The organism is Bacillus sp. 5w2 (assembly GCF_054353775.1).
Map to the genome: position 1 here is coordinate 135,565 of NZ_JBTIWT010000008.1, position 25,405 is coordinate 160,969.

The following is a 25,405-nucleotide window of genomic DNA, read 5'->3' on the forward strand; positions in this document are numbered from 1 at the left end:
CCCCCTGTTTGTCATGTACTTTCTCTCAATGTTTTTGGAAGGTAAATTGTAAAAATAGCTCCCCCATTTTTCTCGTTTTGAATTTCAATCGTTCCTTCTAGTAGATCTACCATTTCTTTCACGTTTGCTAGTCCGTAACCACGATTGTTTCCTTTCGTTGAAAATCCTTTTTGAAAAATGGTCGTTATTTTTTCTGCCGGTATCCCGATCCCGCTATCTATCACTTCAAACACAATATCGTGCCCAATATCGGTAACAAAGAAAGAAACACTCTTCTCCTCTTGTGTACTCACCGCATCAAACGCATTGTCGATTATGTTTCCAAGTATCGTAATAAGGTGCGAAACTTTTATATGGTCTGGTAACGGATGAAGCGCACTATCTCCTTCAATATGAAAATCAATTTTCTTCTCAGACGCTGTTCCGATTTTTCCTAATAAAATAGCTTGTACTTTCGCATCATGAATTTGATGGAATAAAATATGGTTTTGACTTTGATGAATGTTAGATTCGTGTTGGATAAATTCAATCGCTTCTTTGTAATGTCCTAACTGGAGTAATCCTGATAGGACGAAAAGTTTATTTGTAAATTCATGTGTTTGAGCGCGTAAATCCTCAGAATACTTTCTTACCTCAGATATCGTATTCACTAAGTTTTTCAGTTCTGTTTTATCTCTAAAACTACATACAACGCCTACCGTATTATTATTTTCAAGTATCGGTGTCCTATTTAAAATAAACACTTTATCTTGAAACGCGATTTCTTGATCATTTTCTAGCACTCTTTCCATATTAAATTCCGGCAAAACTTTTGAAATGTGCTGCTGCATATAATCACCATTTACATGCAGCATTTCTTCTGCCGACGTATTCATCATCGTAATAAAACCATTTTGATCGATGGCTATAATCCCTTCTTTTATAGAAAGTAGTATCGCGCTTCGTTCCCGGTATAACGCTGCAATTTCATTCGGCTCTAAACCGAGTGTATCTTTACGAATGCTACGTGCTAAAAGAATGCCACCAACAATTCCGGCTAGTAATACAGCTAAGGAAAAGAGTATAATGTCTTTCGTTCTGCTCAGTATGTTAGATTCGATACCTTTTATTGAAAACTCTACTGTCACAACACCTACGACTTGATCGTAGTCTCCGTTATGAACAATAATGGGTGCCTTTGCCATTAAAGCCGGACCACTTTCCCCATTGCCTTCGAGCGTATAATAGCCACCAAAAGTAAGTGCTTCATAGTTATATGGATTGTTACTCTTTGTGCCAATTAACTCCGAATTAGAATGAGAATACATAACCCCTAAGCGATCTTCTATAATGACATAATCTGCACCAGCTTGCTCACGAACTTGTTCCGCAATGGATTGAATGGTACTTTTATGCTCGTTATTTTGAAAAGCATCTTTTATAGCAGGCATAAAAGAAAGCGACTTCGCTGTTTGCAGTGCTAGCTGCTCCACTTGTCGCTTCGTATCAACGGACTGAATGTACACAAATATTCCCGCTAATAGAAGAACGACAAATAAAATTAACGTAATAATTAAGCTTACTATTTTCGTTTGTAATGACACTTTGCGTGATTTCTTCATGCTTCATATCCTTTGATAAAATATTCTAAACTATCAATCTCCTTTTTCTATTATTATGACAAAACTAATAATGAAGCAACTATTAAAACTCTCCATGTACATAAAGTACAAAAAGAATAAAATTGTCACAATATTGAGATTTTATTCTATAGACAGTACAATTCAACTACAATAAAAACGCTTTCATATTTAACTTTTATTTCTAAGCAAGAGGAGGAATTATTATGGCTCAAGCAAACTCAAAACGAGTCGCCGGCAATATTTTCAAAGGTTCTGTCGGCAATTTAATTGAATGGTATGACTGGTACGTTTACTCTGCTTTCGCTGTTTATTTTTCAGCTGAGTTCTTTCCTAAAGGCGATCCAACGAGTCAGTTACTGAACACTGCGGCTATTTTCGCAGTTGGGTTTTTAATGCGCCCTATCGGAAGTTTATTAATGGGACGCTATGCCGATCGGCACGGACGCCGGGCAGCGTTAACACTTTCGATTACAGTTATGGCCGGTGGTTCTTTAATTATCGCCTGTACACCTAGTTACGAAAGCATCGGGATTATGGCACCAATTATATTAGTTCTTGCTCGTTTACTTCAAGGGTTATCACTTGGCGGAGAATACGGAACTTCCGCAACGTATTTATCTGAAATGGCTAGTAGTGGTCGCCGCGGTTTTTATTCAAGCTTCCAATATGTAACGCTCGTTGCTGGACAAATGGTTGCGTTAGGTGTTCAAATTGTTCTTCAGCAATTACTAAGCGAACCAGATATGAAATCTTGGGGCTGGCGCATTCCATTCATTATTGGAGCGATGGGCGCAGTAGCTGTATTATGGCTTCGCCGCACGATGGATGAATCGGAGCAGTTCTCAAACATAAAATCGCAAAAACGAGAAAGCGCAGGAACTGTTCGCGCTCTTATGAAACACCCGAAAGCAGTATTAACAGTAGTCGGTCTAACACTAGGAGGAACTGTTGCATTTTATACGTACACAACATATTTACAAAAGTTCATGGTAAACACAGTCGGTCTCCCGAAAGAAGTTGTAAGCTGGATTAACTTTGTCGCACTACTTATTTTCGTCGTACTTCAGCCAATTGCAGGGCTACTTTCCGATAAAATCGGACGCCGCCCACTATTAATGGCATTCGGTATTCTCGGAACGTTACTAACAGCACCGATCTTCTTCTTTATGGAAAAAACGACAGAACCAATGGTAGCATTCTTACTCATGATGGTCGGCCTCATTATCGTTACTGGTTACACTTCCATTAACGCAATTGTAAAAGCAGAACTCTTCCCAACTGAAATTCGCGCACTAGGCGTAGGTTTACCGTATGCACTAACTGTTGCGATATTTGGCGGAACAGCCGAGTTCATCGCATTATGGCTAAAAAGTATCGGAATGGAATCACTATTCTATTTTTACGTAGCTGGATGTATCGCAATAAGCTTTATTACGTATTGGCGTATGGATGAGTCATCGAAAACTTCGCAGATTGAGGCAGAGCTTAATGGTGGAGATAAACTAGCTAATAATAAATCTAGTTAAAATTACGTATGCTATGTTCTTCGTTTAACTAAACTCAATTTGCTTTATCTAAAAAAGCATAATTCATTCATATATAATTTAAAAACCTCTACTTATATGTAGAGGTTTTTGTATGACGAAAAAACACGTAGTTCCATTGTTATTTTACAAATCCCAATTTCTTCCTCATCTTAAAGTGGAACAAATTTATTACTTAGAGTGTCTAATAAGTGTATTTCTAATATTAGTTGTCCAGATTGGATACAACATATCCCGTTTGACATCTATTTTTATGTATTATAAAAAAATGAAAGGACTTATTATTCCCAAAAGCAAAAAATATGTATTGTAATACTTTCACAGGTGAACCATTACAAGTAGAAACAAAAAAGAAACAGCCCAAACCGTGACTTATCAATCATATAAACGTTTTGGATGTAATTTAACCTGTGAAAATTTAGCTGCAGTAGTATTGTTACCCTATGCCATCTTTAATTGCATTGGTATTTAGAATACCTAGACAAAATCCATATATTCTTGAAAGAGGTTGAAAATTTATGTTCGTTTTAAACAAGTTCTTTAACATTTTACATTACAAAAAGATTGTGCCTGTAGTATTACTTTCATGTGTATCACTTATAGGATGTTCCAATAGTAACACTCAATCTGAACCACCTAAACAAACGAATCAAGCTAATCAAATTAAACAAGAAAATACAGGTAACCAATCTTTCGCTAAACTTGAAAAAGAATATGATGCTAAGCTTGGTATTTATGCACTGGACACAGGTACGAATCAAACTATTGCTTATCATTCAGATGATCGTTTTGCGTTTGCATCTACATCTAAATCATTAGCTGTGGGCGCTCTTTTACGCAAGAACTCATTAGAAGCTCTTGATCAAAGGATTACGTATACTCATGAAGATCTTTCTAATTATAATCCAATTACTGAAAAGCATGTTGATACAGGAATGACGTTAAAAGAACTCGCAGATGCTTCTGTTCGATATAGTGACAGCACAGCACATAATTTGATTCTTAAACAGTTAGGAGGTCCCTCTGAATTTGAAAAAATCTTGAGAGAAATGGGAGATACTGTTACTACTTCAGAACGATTTGAACCTGAATTAAATGAAGTGCATCCAGGAGAAACACATGATACCAGTACACCAGAAGCAATAGCTAAGACACTTCAATCATTTACATTAGGAACTGCACTTCCAATAGAAAAACGTGAACTATTAGTAGATTGGATGAAGAGAAATACAACTGGAGATAAATTGATTCGTGCTGGCGTACCAAAAGGATGGGAAGTAGCTGATAAAACAGGCGCGGGATCTTACGGAACAAGAAATGATATCGCAATTATTTGGCCACCAAATAAAAATCCGATTGTTCTTGCTATACTTTCTAATCATGATAAAGAAGATGCTGAATACGATGATAAACTTATTGCAGACGCAACCAAAGTCGTGTTAAATACCTTAAAAGCTACGGAATAAAGGATAATAGGTTAAAAGTTTTCTATTTTGGCGGGTGTTTTCTCTAGTAGGAGTTGTACCGTATTTTCATCAACTAAAAATTTAATAGTGTCTCAAAAACGAAATTTGGTGCTCCCCCTAAAGCATCTGGACTATAATAGCCAATTAAAAAATGCAAACAAAACGACCCTTAATCAGTCGTTTTGTTTGCATTTCCTTTTTCTAAAACCACAGAAAAGATAAGTACTATAGTTAACAGCATAATAAACCTTACTTCACTTCCGTCACTTACAAAAAATGAATACAAAGTATAAATTAAAATTAATATTCCATAAATAATTTTGTGCAATGTACTCCCTCCTTTTTGCCGTATATATTTTAGTATAAAAATTTGATTCAAGTCCTATATCCAAATGAAAATAAAAATCACCTGTGATATACACAAAGTACTTTTCTCTTGTTTATTTATCTATTTCACTATATTTATCTATTTTCTTTTTATAACTCAAACTTCTTCGAATCCTACTTTTCTAGAATTTGCTACAATTCATTTTGTTCATATGGAATATGCTTATCTGTCTGTACATCTTCAACATTTGCTCCACCTGCTAATAATCTCCTGTACATAAAAGAGTGCCCTGTTAATACTGTTTTAATCATTTTGTATTGCCCTCCTTTTGTTTGATTACTTGTATCATAAAATAAGTATCTGAAGTTGATATGTAGTCTATCTAGAGTGTATGTAAATTTAGAAAATCTCTAATAAAATGTTTGTATTGTAACGTTACCACCAAAACTATTGCCCTAAACACCATGATTTGAAGAGATAGGCCCCCACGTTCTAGTCTCAATTCCTCCTACAGTTCTATATTCAGTAGAACTAGTTAATTCCTATAATATAAAAAGAGCACCACTTTTTGGATGCTCCTCGTTATAACTATATATTATTTAATTTCCTTCTTTTGCTGGTACCATTTTTCCTTCTTGAGAATCCGTACCCTCTGTTCTTTCAACAGTTTTTGCATGCTCTGGTTTTTCAGGGGCTCCCATTTCAAATCCAGGTTGAGAATCTGTACCTTCTTTTGTTGGTACCATTTTTCCTTTTTGAGAACCTGTACCCTCTGTTCTTTCAACAGTTTTTGCGTTTCCTTTAGGAGTTGCTGGCACTGCATCTTTAGGTAAATCAAAGTTTTGTGAGAAAGACGTTGTTCCATCTGCACTCTGTGTAATTACTTGATTTGAACTATTTTCATTTGACTTTAAATTGTCCATTTTCGCATCATCTGCACCTCCCGCTACTAATCCTGTACTTAAAAGTGCTCCTGCTAATAATGTTTTAAACATCTTTCATTACCTCCTGTTTATTTATAATATTCATCAAAAAAGTATCTAGAGTTAATGTTTTAGTCATTATCTTTATCTACTTGCTTTTTGATTACATTTAGCATAAGACAAGAATCTATAGTTGATATGGACTGTATCTGGAGATTATGTAAAGAAAAATGGATGATCCATTGTATATCCTAATGGATGCTTAGACAAGATTGAAACTTTATATGAGTTTGAACAATTGAGTTCCCCTTTGTTTTTGGGTGTGAGGTTTTTAGCTGGAGTGGAGTGAGGGACTAACCTTTTCTAATATAAAAGCAAACTTTTTATTATTAGTTTACATTCATTTCCCCTTAAATATTGACTTCTCAACAATTCCCTTTGATATCCTCAATTTATATAACAAAAGTATACATTCAAAACACTGTAAATAAAGTGGTCGAAAATCCATGGACAAAACACCACATCTCATTGATGTCCAACCCATCCGTAGTAAAGAACAGATCGAAGATATGAAATGTTCCCTAAAACGCCACTGTTCAAAACGAGATTATATTTTATTTCTAATTGGAATCAATACAGGATTGCGTATTAGCGATCTACTCCAAATCGAAACACAAACTATATTAAAGTTAAAACGAAAAAAGAGAAAAGAATTCAAGATCAAAGAGGGAAAAACGAAGAAAGAACGTATGATTAACCTTACTTCTATTTTTGACGAAGTATACTCTTATAGCCAAATACTAGAAAGTACCTGGTTATTCCCTTCTCGAAAAGGAGATCAACCCATTAGTAAGATCCAGGCTTATCGACAATTGCAAAAAGCCGGAGATTTTGCAATTGTAGAGTCCATTGGTACCCACACCATGCGAAAAACCTTCGGCTATTGGTTCTATAAACAAACAAAAGATGTTGCTATGTTACAAGAAATTCTTAACCATAGCACACCACACATCACCCTGAAATATATTGGAATTAATAAAGAAGAAAAAGATAATATTCTTGATACATTTCAAATTTAATTTACTTAAAATTACTATTTCAATCATCATAAAAAAGACCTTTTATTTTAAAATAAAAGGTCTTTTTTATAAACATATATGTATTAAGATTTATATTTTTTTACTGTACAAGGAATAGTTACAATGTACAAATCTATAGCATAGATTGTAACCCAGATACCTTTACCTTCAGCTTCTAACTTTTTATCTAGTTGAGACAAATGCTCTGAAACTTTTCTTTTTCCCCATCTTCTAGGAAACCATTGAAAAACCTTAGGAACATTATATTTTTTATTATACCAAGTATTCAATCTCCAAAAAATGAAAAAAACCAAAACAATAATTATGATACGAAAAATATCAGAATATGAAATTCCTAAAACCATATTATATTTTCTCCATTTCCACTAAAACTCAGATAATTTACTTCTTAATTCTAATTCATCCTCTGTTTCGAAACCCTTAAATAATAAATGAATTATTTGATTATGATTAAAAAACACATTATATTCTTTTGATAAATTACCATGAGGATATGGACAAGAAACATAATCCCATAATTTATTATCAGCTTGTTGTTGCTTTCTTCCATAAATCATAAGAGGTTGATTAATTTCTTCTATAAGAACTACAGAACCAATTGGTAATAATTCGCCTCCAATTGGTAATTTTGGTATATGTATATTTCCCATACAAAACTCCGCCTAAATAAACTAATCATTATTTTAAAAATAAAGATGTAATTTTATAAAAAATAAAAAAGGCTAATGGCATCACTATTCCAAAAATTAGAGATAATATCATTTTCTCTTTAAAAGTAGCATCTGCTCCAAACCAAAGAGCTAATAAACTAGAAGGAACAGCAATAAGACCGAAAATAATTAAAAGCTTTTTAAACACCTGCAATGAAAGCAAAAAACTTCCCCCCTTATAAATTATAACATCCTAACCCTTTTCTCTACTTTTCTACTCCAAGTTTTATTCCTAAACCAATACCAAGACCAACACTGAATTCATTTTTCAATCCAAATTTGGCCTCTCCACCTATACTACCCTAAGCTACATCCCCACCAACAACTAATTTCCAATCAGTAAAAGGCAACTCTAGTTTAACTTCTCCCTCAACCTTAGCTAAATCAGCCTTTGCACCAAAACCATAATAACCATCTTTAGCGAAAACACTAGCCTCAGCATCTCCCAATTTAACATGTAATGTTCCAGAATCATGATCTACACCAATGTCATTAAAAGTACCAGCAATCTTTGCTTCTCCACCTATACCTCCACCAAATTGAGCTTTAACTTCAGCCCTTAACAACTGTTCATGAATTGTAAAATCTCCTGCTTTAAAACCAGCATCTATCAATGCACCTTTTGCTTCTCCACCAATTTTATCAGTGGAAATGAAAACCTTCCATCTTCAGATAGGGCGATGACAATTATTGAAAATGAAGCAACTCTAAAAGGTATCGCGAACGAACTGAGAAGTTATAATCCAAGTGAAGAATATAATGAAGTGCAAGCAAAAGTGGAAGAAGTACCACCAAAAATAGACAAATTTATAGACTTACTAACAGAAGGTTTATTAAGCGAAGACCCTGCTAAAGTTCGCCAAGCTAGTGAAACGTTTGATTTTATAATAAAAACAATGAATCAAGCAGCTGAAATGTTACTTGAAGTGGACAAAAATAAACAAAAATAACGTGAAAATTACATATATCTCGTAATCAAACAACCTCAAAATCTCTAACCATGCTCAATGTTTTTGAAACATATCAACTAAAACTTAATTTCCCTCTCCATATGATACACAGAGTGGAAAATAGAAAGTTGATTCATGGTAGCATTATATATATCAAATATATGGAGCTTACTAGGTATGAAAAATTCCGAGGCATTAAAGGTAATAGAAACTAGCAACCTAAAAGAAATCCCTCTAAAATGATTGTTATATATGATCAAAAATGTAGAATGGGATTAAAGATAAAAAACACTTTTAGGAGGTTATCATGACATTTGATGAATTGAAAAAAAACAAACCAACAGCCTCATGGGTTGAGTATGATGAAGATGGGGAATTTTTCACTGAAGAAAATATAAGTGCAACAAATAAGGTTCTTGACACTTACATTAACCATTTACAGCAATTAGGTGAGAATCCAACCGAAGTCGAAGTAATGCAAGTTGTTAAAGAGGTAGTTATTAAAATAAATGAACTAAATATCGAACATGACCATTTTATCGAAACAATGGAAAGAGAAGATCTCTATGGATTTATCGATACAGCAGCACGAATAGCTGGCTTAGAATCCGAAGAAGATATAACAGAAGAATGGCGGGAATGGTAACAAAGGCTGCATTTACTCCTCCATAAAAATTTGTCCCTTATTCTCCAATTGGAAAATAAGGGACAAACAAAGACAATCTACCCAGCTCCCCTAAGGTTTTAATGGTTTAATATTTTGATTTTCAAGTTTGCCTTCACAAATTCCTGTTAACACCGATAATAAAAAAACAGGCCGTAAAACGGGCGATCAATTTGATCATAAAGGTTATACGCTTCGCCAAGTGGAACATCCGAATCATGTGGTTGTTCATCCTGTAACACTTACTAACAGCAAGTAGAAAACGTTTGGATAAATAAGAAGCAAATAAATTATTAAAGGGTTGTAACCCCTACTATAAGAAATACTATTATTACCAAAGGAAGAATAATAATCATAAAGGACACTATTATTGTTAATAATGCTTTCCATGCTGAAAATTGGTGTGCTTCTCCTAAACATTTTAAGGAAATAATGATTGTCCAAATTCCAATAACTATATCAATTATGGCAAAAATAAGAAACACAATCGTTAAAGTTATGCTACTCTCCATTTTCGGTGTCTCACTCGTAAAGTTTTCTATCCCAAACAAGAAAAATGAAGGCACCCAAACTAATATAAGAGAATAAACGTAAGGGATATAAGAATAGGCAACTGAGTAACGTGTTTTTTCAAAGGTACCTTGTCCACCAAGTTTTTTTGCCACCCAATTAAATAACGCTGGTAGCAAAAAATAATAAATTAAGAAAGCAACGAAGGTACCGAATATAACTATTGAGATTAGTGAAAATGGACTACTTATTGAATCCGCCATATTTTTAGAAGATGCTCGATCTAAAGTCTGTACGAATGAGCCTAATAAAATGAGTAAAAACACATTCTTAGGTTTGGATATAAAAATTTCTTTCATTGTATCACGTGGTTTTGTCCAAATGGAGAACCAAGGATTAAGTGCACGTTTAAATTGATTTTCTGGAGTTTCCATATAAAAAACATTCCCCTTTCTTAAAACATATTAAATATAAATCCCTAATTATCCCAGTTGTGTACATAGAAATATTAAAGCATAAATAGTCGATTATTTAAATATAAATATTCAATCATTTAATTTCATCTGAAACTTAGGGGGAGTGCTTCTTAGCAATTACCTCTATATTGTCTTGCATTTTTAACTATGGGCTGAGTAGTTACTTTCATTTTTGAGTACCTCACATTCTTTAATACATTGGATAAACAGTTATAATTTTATCATTAATAAGAACAAATCTAATTTCCATTCCTTCAGATGTTTTACCAGAATATGACCTTCTACTTATACATCTTTTATTGCTATAAGTCTCGTGAATGGCTTCCATAAGAAGAATGCGATTATATACTTGAAATGCAACAAATTCTCTTTAAAAGCCTATACGTATTTTCCCTCCATCTTCTATATGCTTCCTTAAATAATAATACCTATGAAGTTCCATAATGAAACAAAATAAACGAAAGCATGGAGTATACACACATTAATACAATTGCTACCGTCTTTTGTGTTGCAAAACCAAGACTGATATTAGCAACGAATTGACCCAACCCTATAAAAGCCACTACTCCGAAACCAGAGTTTTTTTCGATGACTTTGATTTTTTGATTGGTTCCTGAAGTTTTTTTAACTGAAATAACATCAAGAACTTGCAGATTTACAATATTAAATATCTATCAATATGATTTATTCTATTGATAGATATTTAATTAATTTTACACTTCAGCTAAGGCTTACAAGTATCTCGTATGGCTTATCTCAAAATCCTTATCGATGTTAAAGTTATTCATTTTTAAGACTAGAAACAAATTAATATTGTAAATTCACATTTTAGGGGTACTACCCCATGCCCATCAACCTAAGGAAAGCAAATACCCCAAAACGAGAAAATTGACATTTCCAGATGAAAATGTACAATTTTTTTGTTTTGGGGATGCTTCAAAATATTAGTTTGATAGCAATGTGTCTCTATCCATATAGGTTCGTGAATTACGGTACTATGACCATATCGTACAGCTAGTTGAGTGTTCAAATGTTTTTGGTCAAAGCTTTTGTCCTAATATCATATGAACTCACTTCATCACTCCATAATTTTTAGGTAGTGAACGATTTTAGATTACCTAAAATCATTATGATATCCTAAATAATATTTAAAAAGCTAAGCCCATACATCGCAGCAACTGTAAAAATGACTGTCCATACTGCTAGACTGACCGTCATCCAACTTATGACGTGTGTCCGGTTAGATCCAAATGTTAAAGCTAATACGGCTGCAATATCAGTTCCTACGAGAATTGGAGCTAGAAGAGCCAAACCTGGAATACCATATCGATCCCATATTTTTCTTGATCGGGTTTCTTTTTTAGAAGGTGTTGTTATACCTTTTTTTTGTTTTCTTGCTGCTTGCCATTTTGCATACTGTTTAAAGAAAAAACCGAGTAATAGAACCAAGATAAGATTTCCTGCAAATGCTGTTACTCCTACTGCAAATGGTTGTAATCCCCATGCGATACCAAGTGGTACAACAATTGATACATCCATCCATGGGGCAAATGCTAAAAGAAATAACACTACATATTGCCATAATGCCCCCGCATTTTGAGCCCACTCCACCATATTGTTTCATCCCCTTTTTTAAATACGATTTAAAATAAAAATAGTGGTTAACCAATAGACAATATATTGACCTGCACCTAGTAAACCAATGCACAATAATGGAACAAAATTATGTTGAGAAAAGAGAAAGCAAATCCCTGCCGTTACTGGAAGCGCAACGCTATAGTAAATATACACATTTCGGCAAGCCTTATAGGTTACCCACTGCTGTCCTTCATCTATTTCACGAAATTCGGATGGTATAAAACCAAATAGCCTAATCTTATCATGAGGATTCTTTCGGTTATAAATCCTTGTGAGAATGAGCCATAAAAAAGTAACCGTCACTAAAATCCCGAAACATAACTTAGCTAAAATGACTTGTGTATTCATAAGAGAAAATAGTAAAAATGCAATAATCAACACAAATATACTGGCCCCTATAAGTGGAGATCTTAAAACCTGTTTTATCATAATCGTTCCTCTCCCTTTAAATAAAAAACCTCTTCTACGGTAACTTGAAATACAGCAGCTAATTTTAACGCCATAGTGACAGATGGAGAATAATCACCTTTTTCTATTAATCCAATTGTCTGCCTTGTGACCCCAATTGCATCGGCCAAGTCTTGCTGAGTCCATCTAAATCGTGCTCGTAATTCTCTAACTCTGTTTTCTAGTATCATAATTCCCCTTTCCTCATTTACAATTACTGTAATTGTAAATGATTACTAACAAAATGTAAACAATCATTTGCATTATGTAATGAATAATTGCTAAACACGACATAAATTACCCTTATGTTAAAAAGGGAGTCCACCCCATCGCTATCAAGATACCAAAACAAAATACCCCATAAAATGAAAAAATACGCTATTCTTTCTGTAGAATCATAGGAAAGGATGGCGTTTTTTATGTCTGTTTCTGTGTCTGACGAATTACAACTATTTGCTCAAGAGATTCAAAGTTTTTTATCTCCAAATACCTTACGGGATCTTGCTAGAGATGTTGTTTTTGTACAACGAACCAGTAAGTACCAAGCAAAAGATTTAGTCGCTTTATGTGTATGGGTGAGCCAAAATGTAGCTATGACTTCTTTAACTCAGTTATCTAGCTGTTTAGAAGCATCAACAGCAGTGCTTATCAGTCCTGAAGGACTGAATCAACGATTTAATAAGGCGGCCGTCCAACTTTTACAACACATACTAGCTGAACTACTAAACCAAAAACTGATCTCATCTATGCCGATTTCTTCTCCATATACTTCTGTTTTCAAGCGTATTCGTATTTTAGATTCAACTGCATTTCAACTCCCGGATGTATTTTCATCGGTTTATCCAGGTGCAGGAGGATGCAGCCATACAGCTGGGATAAAAATTCAACTTGAGTATGATTTGTTAAGTGGACAGTTCCTACATATTCATACAGGTCCAGGTAAACAACATGATCGCACTTACGGCTCTCTGTGTGCCCCAACTGTGACAGCGAATGATTTATGTATCCGAGATTTAGGTTATTTTCATTTAAAAGACCTTCAATATATACAAGATAACGAGGCCTACTATATCTCTCGTATCAAGTCAAATACACGTATTTATCAAAAAAATCCTAACCCTGATTATTTTCAAGATGGAAGAATTAAGAAAGGTACAGAGTATATACAGATAGATATGGAGACGTTAATGAACTCCCTTCAACCAGGACAAACATGTGAAATAGCTGATGCTTATGTAGGAATGATTGATAAAGTGCCAGCTCGTGTAATTGTTCATCGATTAACAAAACAACAGCAACAAAAACGATTACAAGATCAAGCTGTAAGAGAAAAAAAGAAAGGAATGAAGTATTCTCCTCGTAGTAAACGACTCAGTGGTATCAATGTATATATGACAAACACCCCTACAGATATTGTCCCGATGGGACAGGTACATGACTGGTATTCTTTGCGTTGGCAAATCGAAATTTTATTTAAAACGTGGAAGTCATTCTTTCAAATTCATCATTGTAAAAAGATAAAACCAGAACGATTGGAGTGCCATTTATATGGTCAGTTGATTGCCATTCTACTCTGTTCTTCTATCATGTTTCAAATGCGCCAATTGCTCCTCATGAAGAAAAAACGAGAGCTTAGTGAGTATAAAGCCATATATATGATTAAAGACTATTTTCTTCTTCTATTCCAAACTATACAAAAAAACACTCAAGAGCTATCAAAGGTGTTACTTCGCCTGTTCAATCTCCTACAGCAAAACGGGCGGAAATCTCATCGATATGAGAAAAAAACGGTCTTTGATATATTAGGTGTCGTTTACAATTGTACCATGCCTGATAATCAAGCCGCTTAATTCAAAAAAGTGAAACCCGTTAGGGTTTATTTCGTATGCAAATCTTTCAATCACCCACACTTGCCCTTTAGAAAAAAGAAACAATCTCGCCTAAAATTGACTTTGCATAAGCTTAGCTTGATAGCGATGGGGTACTACCCCACATCCATCAACTTAACGTATATTTTTTATACAAAATGCGGTCTTTCCACGTAGTTTTTTTATTATCTTTTATAGATGTTATAAAAGTAGGCACATCAAATAAACCCTGACGGGTTTCAAATTTTGAGGAAGTGCTTGTGAACCGTATCATAAATAAATGAGGTTTTGTATGTTCGATTTTTAAATAATACCCAAGAAGGAGTGGGTTGCAGTTATAGTAATACTCTATTTTTTGTATTTCTATAATAGACAATTTTTTTAAAAAACAGAATTATCTTGACAGTTATTGAATGGATTGATAAGGTTATAAAAAAATATTTCTTATCCAGAGAGGTGGAGGGACTGGCCTTATGAAACCTCAGCAACAGGTCTGCTTAAGTAGACACTGTGCTAATTCCAGCGGGTGAAAATCCTGATAGATGAGAGCTTCCGTTTTTATTTGTCAGTAGCGCCCTCTTTTTTAGAGTGCGTTTTTGTTTTTTCTGGATAGTAACTAAAGGAGAGTAGAAATGGAGAACAAAAATGGGCAAGGATTTCAAAGGAAAATGCAAGCACGTCATTTAGTCATGCTATCACTTGGTGGCGTGATTGGAACTGGCTTATTCTTAAGCCCAGGTTACACTATTCAACAAGTTGGCCCATTTGGAACAATTCTATCCTATCTGATTGGTGCGCTAGTGGTTTATCTAGTTATGCTATGTTTAGGAGAGCTTTCCGTACATATGCCTGAAACGGGCGCATTTCATAGTTATGCAGTTAAATACATTGGACCGGGTACAGGGTATACAGTAGCCTGGTTGTATTGGTTAACTTGGACTGTTGCTTTAGGTTCTGAATTTACAGCCGCAGGATTACTTATGAAGCGATGGTTTCCATCGATTAATGTTTGGGTATGGAGTGCTCTTTTTGCCATTTTGATCTTTGTATTAAATGTCCTGACTGTTAAATTTTTCGCCGAATCCGAATTTTGGTTTTCATCGATAAAGGTTATAGCTATTGTGATTTTTATTGTTTTAGGAGTAGCGGCAATGCTAGGGTTTCTTCCGATGACTCATTCAAAAGCAGCACCATTCTTTTCTAATTATACAAGTGGAGGTTTATTTCCCCATGGTGCTACGGCCATTATAATGACCATGCTTGCGGTTAATTTTTCTTTTTCGGGAACAGAATTAATAGGCATTGCAGCTGGAGAAACAGCGAACCCGGAAAAAATGATACCGAAGGCCATTCGAACTACTCTGTGGAGATTGATCATCTTTTTTGTAGGAACGATTGTTGTTTTATCTGCGTTATTGCCTATTTCCGATGCAGGGGTATTAGAGAGCCCTTTTGTTGCAGTACTAGAACGAATTGGGGTGCCATATTCAGCTGACATAATGAATTTCGTTATCTTAACAGCCATTTTATCTGCGGCAAACTCAGGCCTTTATGCCTCTTCTAGAATGCTTTGGTCGCTTGCTAATAAGAATACGATATCCCCGATTTTTGGAAAAATGACGAAGCAAGGTGTTCCAATCAACGCCGTCATTTTCAGCATGGTGGGTGGAGCTTTGGCTTTGCTCTCGAGTATTGTGGCACCAGATACTGTCTATATCGTACTTGTTTCCATTTCCGGTCTAGCAGTAGTTGTAGTTTGGATGAGTATTAGTGCTTCCCAGTTCCTATTTCGCAGACAATTTTTGAAAGAAGGAAATTCTGAAAAGGACTTGATTTATCGCACACCACTATATCCATTAGTACCAATTGCTTCTTTTATCCTTTGTCTGGCATCGTGTATTGGAATTGCATTCGATCCAACACAGAGAATTGCCTTATATTGCGGCATACCGTTTATTTTGTTTTGCTATGGAAGTTATTATCTAACAAAAAATCTAAAAAAGAGGGGCGTAGATTATGTCGAACAAAATCAACCCAATTGATGATATTTTATCCCAACATTCCATTATGCTTCTTGACGGAGCATTAGCTACAGAATTGGAGGCGCATGGATGTAATTTGGACGATCCCCTTTGGTCGGCAAGTGTGTTACTAGAAAATCCGGAACTAATTTATCAGGTTCATTCAGACTATTTTCGTGCTGGAGCGGACTGTGCCATAACAGCAAGCTATCAAGCTACTATTAGTGGGTTTTCCACGCGTGGAATACAAGAACAGGAAGCTTTGGAATTAATTAAGAAAACGGTGTTACTTGCAAGAAGGGCAAGAGATGATTTTTGGAAGGAAAATAAGCAAACGAATAGGCCTAAACCATTGGTTGTTGCATCAGTTGGGCCGTACGGGGCTTACCTTGCAGATGGTTCAGAGTATGTAGGCAACTATGGTGTGACAGATAAAACATTAGCAGACTTTCACCGTTCGAGAATGTCTGCGTTAATCGAAGCAGGTGCAGATCTATTGGCATTTGAAACGATCCCTTCCCTGCAAGAAGCAAGAGTATTAGATACATTATTGCGTGAGTTTCCAGAAACATATGCGTGGCTTTCCTTTTCGCTAAAAAATGAGAAAGAGATTAGTGAAGGTATGAAACTCGTGGAGTGTGCACGAGCTTTTGAGAAAAGTGAACAAATTGTAGCGATAGGCATCAATTGTGCGCCAGTAACCGTTGTGACTGGTGCAATCCAAGAGTTGAGGGCAAACACCAAAAAACCGATTATTGTTTATCCAAACTCTGGTGAAACTTATAATCCAGAAACAAAAACATGGCATGATCATGAACAATGTAACGCGTTGGATATTCAATCTGAAGAATGGTACCAAGCAGGTGCACGTTTAATAGGTGGATGCTGCAGAACGACACCTTATCACATTGAGGGGATATCGAACAAGTGGCGTTCTTCCGAGTTTTTCTATTCGAACGAAGCAAAACAGTAATGTAATGGATGATAATCTATCTTTGTGTGTATTTTCATGATTTAGCTTGTTCAGGAATCTACAGTTACGTCTAGTGGCACAAAATGTCTTTTCAGAGACACAAATGTGGATGGTAGCCTCGGGAATCCAGTGGACTTTTGGGTACCTTAGGTATGGAAAGGAATCAGGGAAAATAAAAACCGCTAGTTTAATAGATATGGTAAATAACATGCTGAATTTTTTAATGAAGATGTAGTTGATCCAATTGAAGGTGAAGGGGACCATTTATTCGTAATTAAAGTTAACGAAGAGATTAATTTAGTTATTCAAAAAATAGTTCAATAACTATATGAAAATTTGTTGTGGTAAAAATCCTTGTTGTAGTAGTAAATATGGTCATATTGTTGTAAAAAAGGATAGATGTAAACAGGTATACTCTCCTATGCATCTATCCTTTCCTTTTTACCTTATAAAATGTGTGACATTATATTCAATCGTATAAATATAGGATTTCATTACTATTTCCTTGACTTTTAATAAAACGATAGTGTTTATTTGGTATGCGTATTATTAAGAGTATTCTTCTATTTTAGGAATGCTTTACCCCACAAAATGAAAGTACACTTTGTTTCCATTCTTAAGTTGATGGATGTGTGGCTGTACCCCTATAAAAACTATGACAAAATTTATCCGGGTTTCCTTTTTGCCTACTTGCTAAATTCAGCAAGTAAAATATTTTTAAAAGGATCAGGACTATCAGCTTTAAGGCTGTTCAAATTGACGGACAATGTATGATTGCCTCCTAGTGTGCCCCCAGCAAAAGTTAAAAATCCAAGAATGGTTCCTCCATGCCCCCATATCGATACACCGTTTGAAAGCTTCATTTTGAAAATTCCAAGCCCGGAATCGCCAAGTTCATCTATTCCTGTATGGACTGTTGTAAGCATTTGCTTTAGTTGCTGTTCTTTCAGTAATTTACCCCCAAGTAAATAAGAGAAGAATTTGTTTAAATCATCAGCTGTAGAAATCATATCTCCGGCCGAGCTCCCCATACTTGGGTTATAATAAGTAACATCTTTTGGCTCACTTGCTCCGTCTAATTGGATATATCCACGGGCATGCTTGGTTCCTGGAATGACGCTTGAATTTCCAGGTAAGAATGTATTCGCTAATTCAAGTGGTTCAATAATTCGATTTTCAATCTCTTCCGCATAGCTGTCCCCAGTTACTTTTTCAATAAGAATTCCTAGTAATACATATCCTGTATTTGAATACGACCAGCTCTTTCCTGGAGCAAAATCTGGAGGCATGGATATTCCCATCTTTACTAATCCTTCAGCAGTATAAGATTTTTTTGTATCCATCATATTAAAATCCTTTGAACTTGTGTAATTAGCGATACCACTTGTGTGGTTCAATAATTGCCGGATAGTAATCTGTTTATCATCATATCCATTTCCTTGAATGACACCAGGTAACCATTTTTCAATAGAATCGTCTAGATTTAGGTGTTTTTCTCCTGCTAATTGAAGTACAACTGTTGCAGTGAACGTCTTTGTCACGCTGCCGATGCGAAAGCGGAAATCTGTTTCCATTGGTTTCTTGGTTTTCAGGTCCGCTACCCCGGCCGCATAACTCCACGTTTTCCCATCCTCGGAAGTTTTAGCAAGTACCCCCGGGATTCCAAATTTTAAGATATCACGCATTGCTTGTTTGACAGAATTACGATCTCGTTGAGTGCTTGTGTGTGACGAACTAGATACATTTTCAGTGGGCTCTGCTTTTACAAATGTAATTTGACTACGTGTTTTCATAAGGCATTCCTCTCCTCTATTCATATTGTATGAGTGGTTGCTTGTTGTTTCGTATTAATTACACAGCTATCATCTCCATCAATGACAAAAGGACAACATGGAATTTGTAATTATCTTCATAATGATTATTTTTGTCCTAACAAACGGTAAATCCCTCTTTTTTTACAAGTATGTTAACCCCAGAAATTACTTCTTTTCCTAACAACACTCTTATTCATTGTAGTAGTAAGATTATTTTTTTAATATTGAATTGTCTTACATTTTGCTTACGCGCTTGTAATATTTCTGAAAATACAGTTTATAATATTCGGAGCAATAATTCTTTTTTGGGGAAGATAGCAAAGAGGGATTTTTCATATGAACTTTACTATACTGAACTAGATTTCCGTATAGTTTTTATTTTCAACTCATTATTTTTTTACCAAACACGTATAAAAATCCAAAGTGAACTACTGGGTAAAAGTTTACTTTGGATTTTTGGAATTATTTATGGTCAAACTCTCAATATAGATATAATTGTTAAATGAGTTTTGTATATGGAAATTCAACTTTTAATACAATATTATAAATAATAAGATAGTTTTTAACATTTTTCTCCTTGGGAAAAAGATAAGATCCTACTCTCCGATCTTATCTTTTTTATTTATTAATTTGTAATACAAAAAAGAGAACCCTTATACTAAGGATTCTGCAACAGGAAATAACAAAATATAAATTCTAATGTATTTATTTTTTAAAACAAGGTTTAATAAATAAGAATTTCATATATTTTTAGCTTTTTCTTTTTTAAAACACATACCCCCTAAAGAATATAAAATTCTGTGCCATCACGATCAGTACCTTGTACCTGCTAGGTATGCCACTCTACTATCTCATGGCGGAAAGAGTTGACCCTCCAGGTATCATACCGATCGGATTGGTCATTATTTTCGCCTCTTGTTTCATAAAAAGTATCTCGTTAATTAAGTTAATTAAATTTTACCGAAACGTTAATCATTTTTTGGTTTTAATTCTAGGATGTTTTTTATTGGCTTTTGAAGTGCGTCCACAATGGCTACGATGATACATGTTGCTAAAATACCCATTAGACTTAGTGATATAGGACCTGCTGGGTCGTCTCCTGTAATTTTAGAAATCACCTTTAAGCTTATTATCATTAACACAATGAAGAAAATGGCTGTAAAAGCACATCTTTTTATAACCTTCAAAGATTCAAGAGATAACTCGGAGAAAGCGTTGTTCCTTTCGATATAGGTTAATAGTTTATATACTTGATACAGCGTAAAAGAAAATGTAATACAGATTCCATACGCACATACTAAAAGGGGATATAGCGAGTAATCCCCACCTGGATGTGCTTTTACATCTCTAATGGTTAACACAGGCATCCAATAAATACACAAAGTAAGCACTGCAATTCCAGCCAGAAAAATAATTACCTTTAAGAAAGTGGTTGAACCACGTTTACCATTCATTTAAAACACCTCACTTATTTAATGACAACGTGATTTTACCACGTGATTTATCGTTTAGCAATAAATTATTATTGTTTTTTATTTATTATTATTGTTAACAATTACCTGTTTTTATTTTAAACAAAGATAAAAAGCATTCCTCATTACAAGGAAATGCTCTATAACTTTAAACTATTAAATTTATAACTTCTTGTGGGGTAGCACGCCATGCCCATCAAGCTAAGATTTTGAGACATCTCCATTACGAGAAATTTACTTTTTCACAGTTATTTATGAGAATTTGACTCATTTTTTTCGTTTTGGAGCACAATCAATTTTTTAAGTTGATGGCAATGTGGCAGTACCCCAATTGTGGATTTGTAACAAAAAAGAATCCTTGTTCATCAAGGATTCTTTAACAAAAATTTATAAATTGTTTATACAATATTATTAGCACTTACTTTATTACACTTTTAATATCAATAATTACTGAGGAGAATGATTGTAATAAAATTCCAATCACACCTTCCGGTGAAGAACCTTTTTTATTCAAAATATATTTGGCGTTAAAATGTTAACGTAATTCCTTATTTATCGTTCTCGCCATCATAGTCGCAAACTGTTCTCGTGTTAACGGATCCCCTGGTCCGAACATTCCATTGCCATATCCAACCGCAATACCATTTTTGGCTAATGATTGAATGTACGGATGTGCCCAATAATCTTTTGGAACATCTGAAAATTCTTCGCTGTGTGTCCCATTTAAATTATAGTTACGAGTTAAAATAGTTGCCATTTCAGCACGGGTTAACACGCCATTTGGATCGAAATATTTTTGGCCGCTGTCGTTTACTTTGCCTGTAACAATACCTAATTCAACTGCTTTTGCAATTTCTTTGTACCCATAAGTACTAGGATTTACGTCGATAAAATTAGGATTGGATACATTAGATACATCTTTAATACCTTTTTCGTTCAAAATCATAAAAATAGCTTGTAAACGAGTGAGTCTGTCTTCTGGTTTGAATGTCCCGTCTGGGAAACCTGAAATAATTTTCTTTTCAGCTAGAAAATTAATATAAGTCAAAGCCCAGTGGTTAGTAGATACATCTTTAAATTGCGTTTTTGGTTCAGGTTCAGGTTCAGGTTCAGGCGTAGAAGCCGGAACTAGGTCACTTTCGTTATGAAGGCGGTCTACTGCTGAAACTGCGTATGTGTAGTCACTACTATTCGTTACTGCCTTGTCTACATATGATAGTACCTTTGAACCGTTGTTACGAATTGTTGTGACAATCACAGATGAGTTGTTTCCGTCGATTAGTTGTCCTCTGTTAAAACGATAGATAACGAAATAGGCCGCGTCATTACCAGCATTGTTATTCCATGAGATTGTTGCACCGTTAGAGCCGTCTGTCACAGAATGTATAGAAGGCTTACTTGGCGCAGAGTTATCTAACCAGGGCATAGTTGGAATTAATGCTGGGTATTTGTACGCATTTGCTCGTAATTGATCTTTGATACCTAATATATTTGTCTTTAAATTGCGGTAACTAAAGAACATACTTCCTTTTACATTTTGAAGTGTTGAGTTAAGAGCCAATTGATTGTTTGTCTCAGCCGGGTTCTCCCAGGCCTTGTCCGAATCGTTATTAATCTTGTAAGCAGCTTGTCCAATGTATAGGTGTATGTTCTTTCCTTGTGCTTCGTTGTTCCACCATTTTGTTATTACGTCATAGTTTGCGGCATTATAGCCTATGCTCCAATAAACTTGAGGTGTTAAATAGTCCACCCATTCTTTATGCACCCATAATCTTGAGTCAGCATAGATGTTGTCGTAAGCGGATAAGCCATTTGTCTCGGAACCTTGTGTGTCATTATGTTTGTTTCTCCAAATACCGAATGGGCTAATTCCGAATTTCACGTGAGATTTTGTTTGTTTAATACTTGTTGATAAATCGCGAACAAGTGTGTTGACATTCTCACGTCTCCAATCGTCTTTATTTTCACCTTTCCCGTATGTTTCGTAAGTTGTTTCATCCTTGAAATTTTCCGCATCTGCGTATGGATAGAAATAATCATCCATATGAATCGCGTCTACATCATAGTTTTGGACAATTTCGAGAGTGCTATTTTTAATATAGTCTCGAACAGCTGGGATGCCAGGGTTATAGAGCAGTTGCTTGCCGTGTTTAACAACCCAATCAGGATGTTGTTTAGCTGGGTGATTTACAGCTAGTTTGTTTACATCTTGGTGACTTGTTGTAATGCGATATGGGTTCAACCATGCGTGGAATTCTAGGTTGCGCTTATGCGCTTCTTCTACCATAAATGCTAGTGGGTCATAGCCTGGGTCTTTTCCTTGTGTACCTGTTAAATACTCCGACCATGGGCTATATTTTGATGGGTAAAATGCATCACCAGTTGGCCTTACTTGTACAACAACAGCATTCATCCCCATTGATTTAACATCATCTAAGATGTTAATAAACTGTTTCTTTTGTTCATCAGCGCTTGCACCTTTCACTGGCCAATCGATATTGAACACAGTTGAAATCCAAACGGCACGTAGTTCACGTTTTTTATTTATGGCTTGTTGTTCTGATGCTTCTACGCTAGAAGCAGATATGATAAGTGCCAGAAACAAAATGGGAATGAGTAGACTCTGAACGCGCCCCCTACTTATTACTTTTTTTATAAACATATTTATTTCCTTTCTCTCTTTGCGATATAACAATTAGTAGATTTTTTGTTTCCTAGAATCAAAAGGTTATATATTCCAAATGATATTATAACATTTTATATGTTTTCCGTCACAATTCCCTCATTTGGTACCTCTACTAAGCCAGGAGAAAACCTTTCTAAAATTCCATCCCCCTATTAATTCATCATCTTCAAATACAAAATATTTCACACTTACCACTCCTTAATTAATAATTTTTTGCTCTTGATGTATTACTTCTTGCAAAAAATATTATTTAGTCCACTAAGTAAAAGTGCCAAGCCCTGGAATAGATAAAATATAATTTGATTTACACAAACAAATAAACCTATTGCAAATACAATCATCAAAAATCCAGCCTCTTTCCATGCACCCTTAGCGTTTAGAAAGCCAAAGAATCCTAAAATAGGGGTCACTATACATGCCCATCAAGCTAAGAAAAGCAAATACACCAAAACGAGAAAATTTGCATTTTCAGGTCGAAATATACATTTTTTGAGTTTTGGGTGCCACTTGGTGAGCATAGGATACCAGAAAAAACGCATTAAGATCAGTATTTATATACTATTTCGTGTAATACAAAAGGAATTGGTTCATTATTAACCAAAGTGTATGTTAACTAAATGAATTCATTCATATACAGTACTACAAGATACATAATTATAACATTATATAAAGATAGTTAATTATAATCCATTTAAGAAACTAGTAAAATTAAGGAGAAACATTGTATGGGGAAAAAGTATTGTTCTTTGGAGATTTTGGAATTGACGATACAATAGCTATCATAACATGGGAAAATAATATTCGGATGGGAGTCCAATACATATTATTAAAATTAAGATGGTTCAAGTCGCAGGAAGGCACCTTTGGTTGTCTTTTTTTACGGCAATATATTAATATTTTCTTTTTACAATTGATAAGAAATTTTACATTTTGTAACGATATCTAATGGGCTTTTGAGCAGTACGATGGACGTCAACAAGATTGTAGTTCCATTGTACTTGAAAACGCTAGATATACTATTATTTGATTTCATCATAAAAGAAAGCATTTCCAAAACAAAGAAGTGAAATTTCACCAAAAACAAGAAGAGTGCCGATTGGCTCTCTTCTTATTTTTACTTAATCTATTAATATAATATCGTTCCAGCAGTATATAAAAATGACCCTTAAGCAAACTTTCCATTTTGGTTTGAAGCAAATTCTACAAAGATTTCCTGACCTCTTGATAGAAATGAACTACGTCGCAGTAGGAGTTATATCCACAGCTGTAATTTTACAAGTTGAAATAGCAAACCTAACGGTTGTAGTTGGGTTTATAGGTAATGTACCTAGTACTATACCTAGTCCTGTTTGTTCCACGTTAAAATCTGCTGCAATAGAACCATTACTTGCTAAAAGACTTACTGTAGATCCAATAAATGCATCCAATAATTGTCTAATTGGTCGTTCACGACATTCACACTCACATCCTACATCGACAGGTGGAAGTAATGTTATAGGTGGTCCTGGCGGTAAAAAACCTACCCCTGTTACATCAGAAATATTGACCACGAAGGTTGCGGTGCCGTCTGTAACTGTAACTAAAAAATCATTCACAGACGTGATAGTAAATAAAAAGAAAAGTGGTGGCGTGTTGGGCGTATCTGCAATTGTGCCAAGAATCACAGTCTGTCCAATAAGTTGTTGTAAAACGTTCTGCATAGGGAAAACACAGCAATCACAAAGACAGCCTTCAGTTGCTCCTGTGGGACCTGTTGAGCCGGTTACTCCAGTCGGACCTGTTTCTCCCGTTGGGCCGGTTGGGCCGGTTACTCCAGTCGGACCTGCTTCTCCCGTTGGACCGGTTGGGCCGGTTGCTCCAGTTACACCTGTTTCTCCCGTTGGACCGGTTGGGCCGGTTGCTCCAGTTACACCTGTTTCTCCCGTTGGACCGGCTGGGCCGGTTGCTCCAGTTACACCTGTTTCTCCCGTTGGACCGGTTGGGCCTGTCGCTCCTGTTACACCTGTTAATCCAGTAGGGCCTGTTGGACCAGTGGGTCCTGTAGGCAAAGTAAACGGCGGAATAGGTGGTAATGTAGGACCCAGTAAATTCGGATCAAACGCTGCTCCACTCAAAAACTCATTTTTTCCATTCATGTACACCCCTCCTTACAATGCTTGTATTTATCATAATTATTAAATGCTAATTACTAGA

General features: G+C 35.2%; 24 protein-coding genes, 2 pseudogenes and 1 riboswitch. Of the genes and pseudogenes, 10 read left to right on the forward strand and 16 right to left on the reverse strand.

Annotated elements, in window-relative coordinates:
• Positions 1-11 precede the first annotated feature (11 nt).
• Positions 12-1,601 carry an ATP-binding protein gene (locus tag ACXY7N_RS15845; RefSeq protein WP_016133766.1) on the reverse strand — a complete coding sequence of 530 codons (1,590 nt, stop codon included), beginning with the start codon at positions 1,599-1,601 and terminating at the stop codon, positions 12-14.
• A gap of 224 nt (positions 1,602-1,825) precedes the next feature.
• On the opposite strand from ACXY7N_RS15845, the gene ACXY7N_RS15850 reads away from it, so the two are divergent.
• Both ACXY7N_RS15850 and blaIII read left to right on the forward strand, forming a co-directional pair.
• Positions 1,826-3,148 (forward strand): MFS transporter, encoded by a 1,323-nt coding sequence (locus tag ACXY7N_RS15850; protein ID WP_016133765.1) that lies wholly within the window; start codon positions 1,826-1,828, stop codon positions 3,146-3,148.
• A gap of 536 nt (positions 3,149-3,684) precedes the next feature.
• Positions 3,685-4,632 carry a class A beta-lactamase BlaIII gene (gene blaIII, locus ACXY7N_RS15855; RefSeq protein WP_016133763.1) on the forward strand — a complete coding sequence of 316 codons (948 nt, stop codon included), beginning with the start codon at positions 3,685-3,687 and terminating at the stop codon, positions 4,630-4,632.
• A 169-nt stretch (positions 4,633-4,801) separates the two neighbouring features.
• Here the strand turns inward: blaIII and ACXY7N_RS15860 are convergent, their stop codons facing one another.
• Together ACXY7N_RS15860 and ACXY7N_RS15865 are read right to left on the reverse strand one after the other, a co-directional pair.
• On the reverse strand, positions 4,802-4,960 hold the full coding sequence (locus ACXY7N_RS15860) for a hypothetical protein (protein ID WP_000548946.1): 159 nt from the start codon (positions 4,958-4,960) through the stop codon (positions 4,802-4,804).
• A gap of 599 nt (positions 4,961-5,559) precedes the next feature.
• On the reverse strand, positions 5,560-5,955 hold the full coding sequence (locus ACXY7N_RS15865; RefSeq protein ID WP_488592460.1) for an alpha-ketoglutarate permease: 396 nt from the start codon (positions 5,953-5,955) through the stop codon (positions 5,560-5,562).
• A 434-nt stretch (positions 5,956-6,389) separates the two neighbouring features.
• Between ACXY7N_RS15865 and ACXY7N_RS15870 the strand changes: the two genes are divergently transcribed.
• Complete coding sequence (locus ACXY7N_RS15870) at positions 6,390-6,962, forward strand: tyrosine-type recombinase/integrase (RefSeq protein WP_016133761.1); 573 nt, start codon at positions 6,390-6,392, stop codon at positions 6,960-6,962.
• 83 nt (positions 6,963-7,045) lie between these two features.
• Here ACXY7N_RS15870 and ACXY7N_RS15875 read toward each other — a convergent pair whose 3' ends face one another.
• From ACXY7N_RS15875 to ACXY7N_RS15890, 4 genes are all read right to left on the reverse strand, one after another.
• Positions 7,046-7,327, reverse strand: coding sequence for a hypothetical protein (locus ACXY7N_RS15875; protein ID WP_000242739.1), 282 nt, complete (start codon positions 7,325-7,327; stop codon positions 7,046-7,048).
• 21 nt (positions 7,328-7,348) lie between these two features.
• Positions 7,349-7,633 carry a DUF4176 domain-containing protein gene (locus tag ACXY7N_RS15880; RefSeq protein WP_016133760.1) on the reverse strand — a complete coding sequence of 95 codons (285 nt, stop codon included), beginning with the start codon at positions 7,631-7,633 and terminating at the stop codon, positions 7,349-7,351.
• A gap of 28 nt (positions 7,634-7,661) precedes the next feature.
• Positions 7,662-7,856, reverse strand: a complete 195-nt coding sequence (locus ACXY7N_RS15885; protein ID WP_016133759.1) for a hypothetical protein — start codon at positions 7,854-7,856, stop codon at positions 7,662-7,664.
• A gap of 139 nt (positions 7,857-7,995) precedes the next feature.
• The gene (locus ACXY7N_RS15890; protein ID WP_016133758.1) at positions 7,996-8,307 is read right to left on the reverse strand and encodes a hypothetical protein; all 312 of its coding nucleotides are present in this window, start codon (positions 8,305-8,307) and stop codon (positions 7,996-7,998) included.
• 66 nt (positions 8,308-8,373) lie between these two features.
• Here ACXY7N_RS15890 and ACXY7N_RS15895 point away from each other — a divergent pair, with 66 nt between their 5' ends.
• The 3 genes from ACXY7N_RS15895 (at position 8,374) to ACXY7N_RS15905 (ending at position 9,566) form a co-directional block, all read left to right on the forward strand.
• On the forward strand, positions 8,374-8,643 hold the full coding sequence (locus tag ACXY7N_RS15895; protein ID WP_016133757.1) for a hypothetical protein: 270 nt from the start codon (positions 8,374-8,376) through the stop codon (positions 8,641-8,643).
• 307 nt (positions 8,644-8,950) lie between these two features.
• Positions 8,951-9,289 carry a hypothetical protein gene (locus ACXY7N_RS15900; protein WP_016133756.1) on the forward strand — a complete coding sequence of 113 codons (339 nt, stop codon included), beginning with the start codon at positions 8,951-8,953 and terminating at the stop codon, positions 9,287-9,289.
• A 127-nt stretch (positions 9,290-9,416) separates the two neighbouring features.
• Positions 9,417-9,566: a hypothetical protein gene (locus tag ACXY7N_RS15905; protein WP_488592461.1), complete on the forward strand. Its 150-nt coding sequence runs from the start codon at positions 9,417-9,419 to the stop codon at positions 9,564-9,566.
• Positions 9,567-9,600: 34 nt separating this feature from the next.
• Here ACXY7N_RS15905 and ACXY7N_RS15910 read toward each other — a convergent pair whose 3' ends face one another.
• From ACXY7N_RS15910 to ACXY7N_RS15930, 5 genes and pseudogenes are all read right to left on the reverse strand, one after another.
• Complete coding sequence (locus ACXY7N_RS15910) at positions 9,601-10,251, reverse strand: Yip1 family protein (RefSeq protein ID WP_016133755.1); 651 nt, start codon at positions 10,249-10,251, stop codon at positions 9,601-9,603.
• A 412-nt stretch (positions 10,252-10,663) separates the two neighbouring features.
• Positions 10,664-10,921 (reverse strand): annotated as a pseudogene (locus ACXY7N_RS15915) (hypothetical protein); the annotation flags it as partial.
• 509 nt (positions 10,922-11,430) lie between these two features.
• Positions 11,431-11,907, reverse strand: coding sequence for a small multi-drug export protein (locus tag ACXY7N_RS15920; RefSeq protein WP_000230643.1), 477 nt, complete (start codon positions 11,905-11,907; stop codon positions 11,431-11,433).
• Positions 11,908-11,925: 18 nt separating this feature from the next.
• Positions 11,926-12,360: a hypothetical protein gene (locus ACXY7N_RS15925; protein WP_016133754.1), complete on the reverse strand. Its 435-nt coding sequence runs from the start codon at positions 12,358-12,360 to the stop codon at positions 11,926-11,928.
• Positions 12,357-12,569, reverse strand: a complete 213-nt coding sequence (locus tag ACXY7N_RS15930) for a helix-turn-helix transcriptional regulator (protein WP_000599740.1) — start codon at positions 12,567-12,569, stop codon at positions 12,357-12,359. Before ACXY7N_RS15930 ends, ACXY7N_RS15925 begins: the two co-directional genes overlap by 4 nt.
• 228 nt (positions 12,570-12,797) lie before the next feature.
• Here ACXY7N_RS15930 and ACXY7N_RS15935 point away from each other — a divergent pair, with 228 nt between their 5' ends.
• The 3 genes from ACXY7N_RS15935 to mmuM all read left to right on the forward strand — a co-directional run bounded on the left by ACXY7N_RS15935 (position 12,798) and on the right by mmuM (position 17,240).
• Positions 12,798-14,228 (forward strand): IS4 family transposase, encoded by a 1,431-nt coding sequence (locus ACXY7N_RS15935; protein WP_488592462.1) that lies wholly within the window; start codon positions 12,798-12,800, stop codon positions 14,226-14,228.
• A 459-nt stretch (positions 14,229-14,687) separates the two neighbouring features.
• A riboswitch (SAM riboswitch) is annotated at positions 14,688-14,795 on the forward strand.
• Positions 14,796-14,878: 83 nt separating this feature from the next.
• On the forward strand, positions 14,879-16,288 hold the full coding sequence (gene mmuP, locus ACXY7N_RS15940) for an S-methylmethionine permease (protein WP_016133752.1): 1,410 nt from the start codon (positions 14,879-14,881) through the stop codon (positions 16,286-16,288).
• The gene (gene mmuM, locus ACXY7N_RS15945; protein ID WP_016089109.1) at positions 16,263-17,240 is read left to right on the forward strand and encodes a homocysteine S-methyltransferase; all 978 of its coding nucleotides are present in this window, start codon (positions 16,263-16,265) and stop codon (positions 17,238-17,240) included. The genes mmuP and mmuM overlap by 26 nt, the downstream gene beginning before the upstream one ends.
• Before the next feature lie 686 nt (positions 17,241-17,926).
• Here the strand turns inward: mmuM and ACXY7N_RS15950 are convergent.
• A complete protein-coding gene (locus tag ACXY7N_RS15950) occupies positions 17,927-19,033 on the reverse strand; it encodes a serine hydrolase domain-containing protein (protein ID WP_016089110.1) in 1,107 nt (368 codons plus the stop codon).
• An 802-nt stretch (positions 19,034-19,835) separates the two neighbouring features.
• Here ACXY7N_RS15950 and ACXY7N_RS15955 point away from each other — a divergent pair.
• A pseudogene (locus ACXY7N_RS15955) lies at positions 19,836-20,096 on the forward strand (DUF2975 domain-containing protein); the annotation flags it as partial.
• Here the strand turns inward: ACXY7N_RS15955 and ACXY7N_RS15960 are convergent.
• The 3 genes from ACXY7N_RS15960 to ACXY7N_RS15970 all read right to left on the reverse strand — a co-directional run bounded on the left by ACXY7N_RS15960 (position 20,023) and on the right by ACXY7N_RS15970 (position 25,347).
• The gene (locus ACXY7N_RS15960) at positions 20,023-20,508 is read right to left on the reverse strand and encodes a DUF2975 domain-containing protein (protein WP_016089111.1); all 486 of its coding nucleotides are present in this window, start codon (positions 20,506-20,508) and stop codon (positions 20,023-20,025) included. The pseudogene ACXY7N_RS15955 and the gene ACXY7N_RS15960 overlap by 74 nt on opposite strands.
• Positions 20,509-21,061: 553 nt before the next feature.
• Positions 21,062-23,188, reverse strand: coding sequence for a family 10 glycosylhydrolase (locus ACXY7N_RS15965; protein ID WP_488592463.1), 2,127 nt, complete (start codon positions 23,186-23,188; stop codon positions 21,062-21,064).
• A gap of 1,259 nt (positions 23,189-24,447) precedes the next feature.
• Positions 24,448-25,347, reverse strand: coding sequence for an exosporium leader peptide-containing protein (locus ACXY7N_RS15970; RefSeq protein ID WP_016133749.1), 900 nt, complete (start codon positions 25,345-25,347; stop codon positions 24,448-24,450).
• Between the last annotated feature and the right edge of the window lie 58 nt (positions 25,348-25,405).

Bases quoted from the DNA above. Each gene is read 5' to 3' on its own strand.
- ACXY7N_RS15845 (WP_016133766.1), bottom strand. From the start codon at position 1,601: ATGAAGAAATCACGCAAAGTGTCATTACAAACGAAAATAGTAAGCTTA.
- ACXY7N_RS15850 (WP_016133765.1), top strand. From the start codon at position 1,826: ATGGCTCAAGCAAACTCAAAACGAGTCGCCGGCAATATTTTCAAAGGT.
- blaIII (WP_016133763.1), top strand. From the start codon at position 3,685: ATGTTCGTTTTAAACAAGTTCTTTAACATTTTACATTACAAAAAGATT.
- ACXY7N_RS15865 (WP_488592460.1), bottom strand. From the start codon at position 5,955: ATGTTTAAAACATTATTAGCAGGAGCACTTTTAAGTACAGGATTAGTA.
- ACXY7N_RS15870 (WP_016133761.1), top strand. From the start codon at position 6,390: ATGGACAAAACACCACATCTCATTGATGTCCAACCCATCCGTAGTAAA.
- ACXY7N_RS15875 (WP_000242739.1), bottom strand. From the start codon at position 7,327: ATGGTTTTAGGAATTTCATATTCTGATATTTTTCGTATCATAATTATT.
- ACXY7N_RS15880 (WP_016133760.1), bottom strand. From the start codon at position 7,633: ATGGGAAATATACATATACCAAAATTACCAATTGGAGGCGAATTATTA.
- ACXY7N_RS15895 (WP_016133757.1), top strand. From the start codon at position 8,374: ATGACAATTATTGAAAATGAAGCAACTCTAAAAGGTATCGCGAACGAA.
- ACXY7N_RS15900 (WP_016133756.1), top strand. From the start codon at position 8,951: ATGACATTTGATGAATTGAAAAAAAACAAACCAACAGCCTCATGGGTT.
- ACXY7N_RS15910 (WP_016133755.1), bottom strand. From the start codon at position 10,251: ATGGAAACTCCAGAAAATCAATTTAAACGTGCACTTAATCCTTGGTTC.
- ACXY7N_RS15920 (WP_000230643.1), bottom strand. From the start codon at position 11,907: ATGGTGGAGTGGGCTCAAAATGCGGGGGCATTATGGCAATATGTAGTG.
- ACXY7N_RS15925 (WP_016133754.1), bottom strand. From the start codon at position 12,360: ATGATAAAACAGGTTTTAAGATCTCCACTTATAGGGGCCAGTATATTT.
- ACXY7N_RS15930 (WP_000599740.1), bottom strand. From the start codon at position 12,569: ATGATACTAGAAAACAGAGTTAGAGAATTACGAGCACGATTTAGATGG.
- ACXY7N_RS15935 (WP_488592462.1), top strand. From the start codon at position 12,798: ATGTCTGTTTCTGTGTCTGACGAATTACAACTATTTGCTCAAGAGATT.
- mmuP (WP_016133752.1), top strand. From the start codon at position 14,879: ATGGAGAACAAAAATGGGCAAGGATTTCAAAGGAAAATGCAAGCACGT.
- mmuM (WP_016089109.1), top strand. From the start codon at position 16,263: ATGTCGAACAAAATCAACCCAATTGATGATATTTTATCCCAACATTCC.
- ACXY7N_RS15950 (WP_016089110.1), bottom strand. From the start codon at position 19,033: ATGAAAACACGTAGTCAAATTACATTTGTAAAAGCAGAGCCCACTGAA.
- ACXY7N_RS15960 (WP_016089111.1), bottom strand. From the start codon at position 20,508: ATGAATGGTAAACGTGGTTCAACCACTTTCTTAAAGGTAATTATTTTT.
- ACXY7N_RS15965 (WP_488592463.1), bottom strand. From the start codon at position 23,188: ATGTTTATAAAAAAAGTAATAAGTAGGGGGCGCGTTCAGAGTCTACTC.
- ACXY7N_RS15970 (WP_016133749.1), bottom strand. From the start codon at position 25,347: ATGAATGGAAAAAATGAGTTTTTGAGTGGAGCAGCGTTTGATCCGAAT.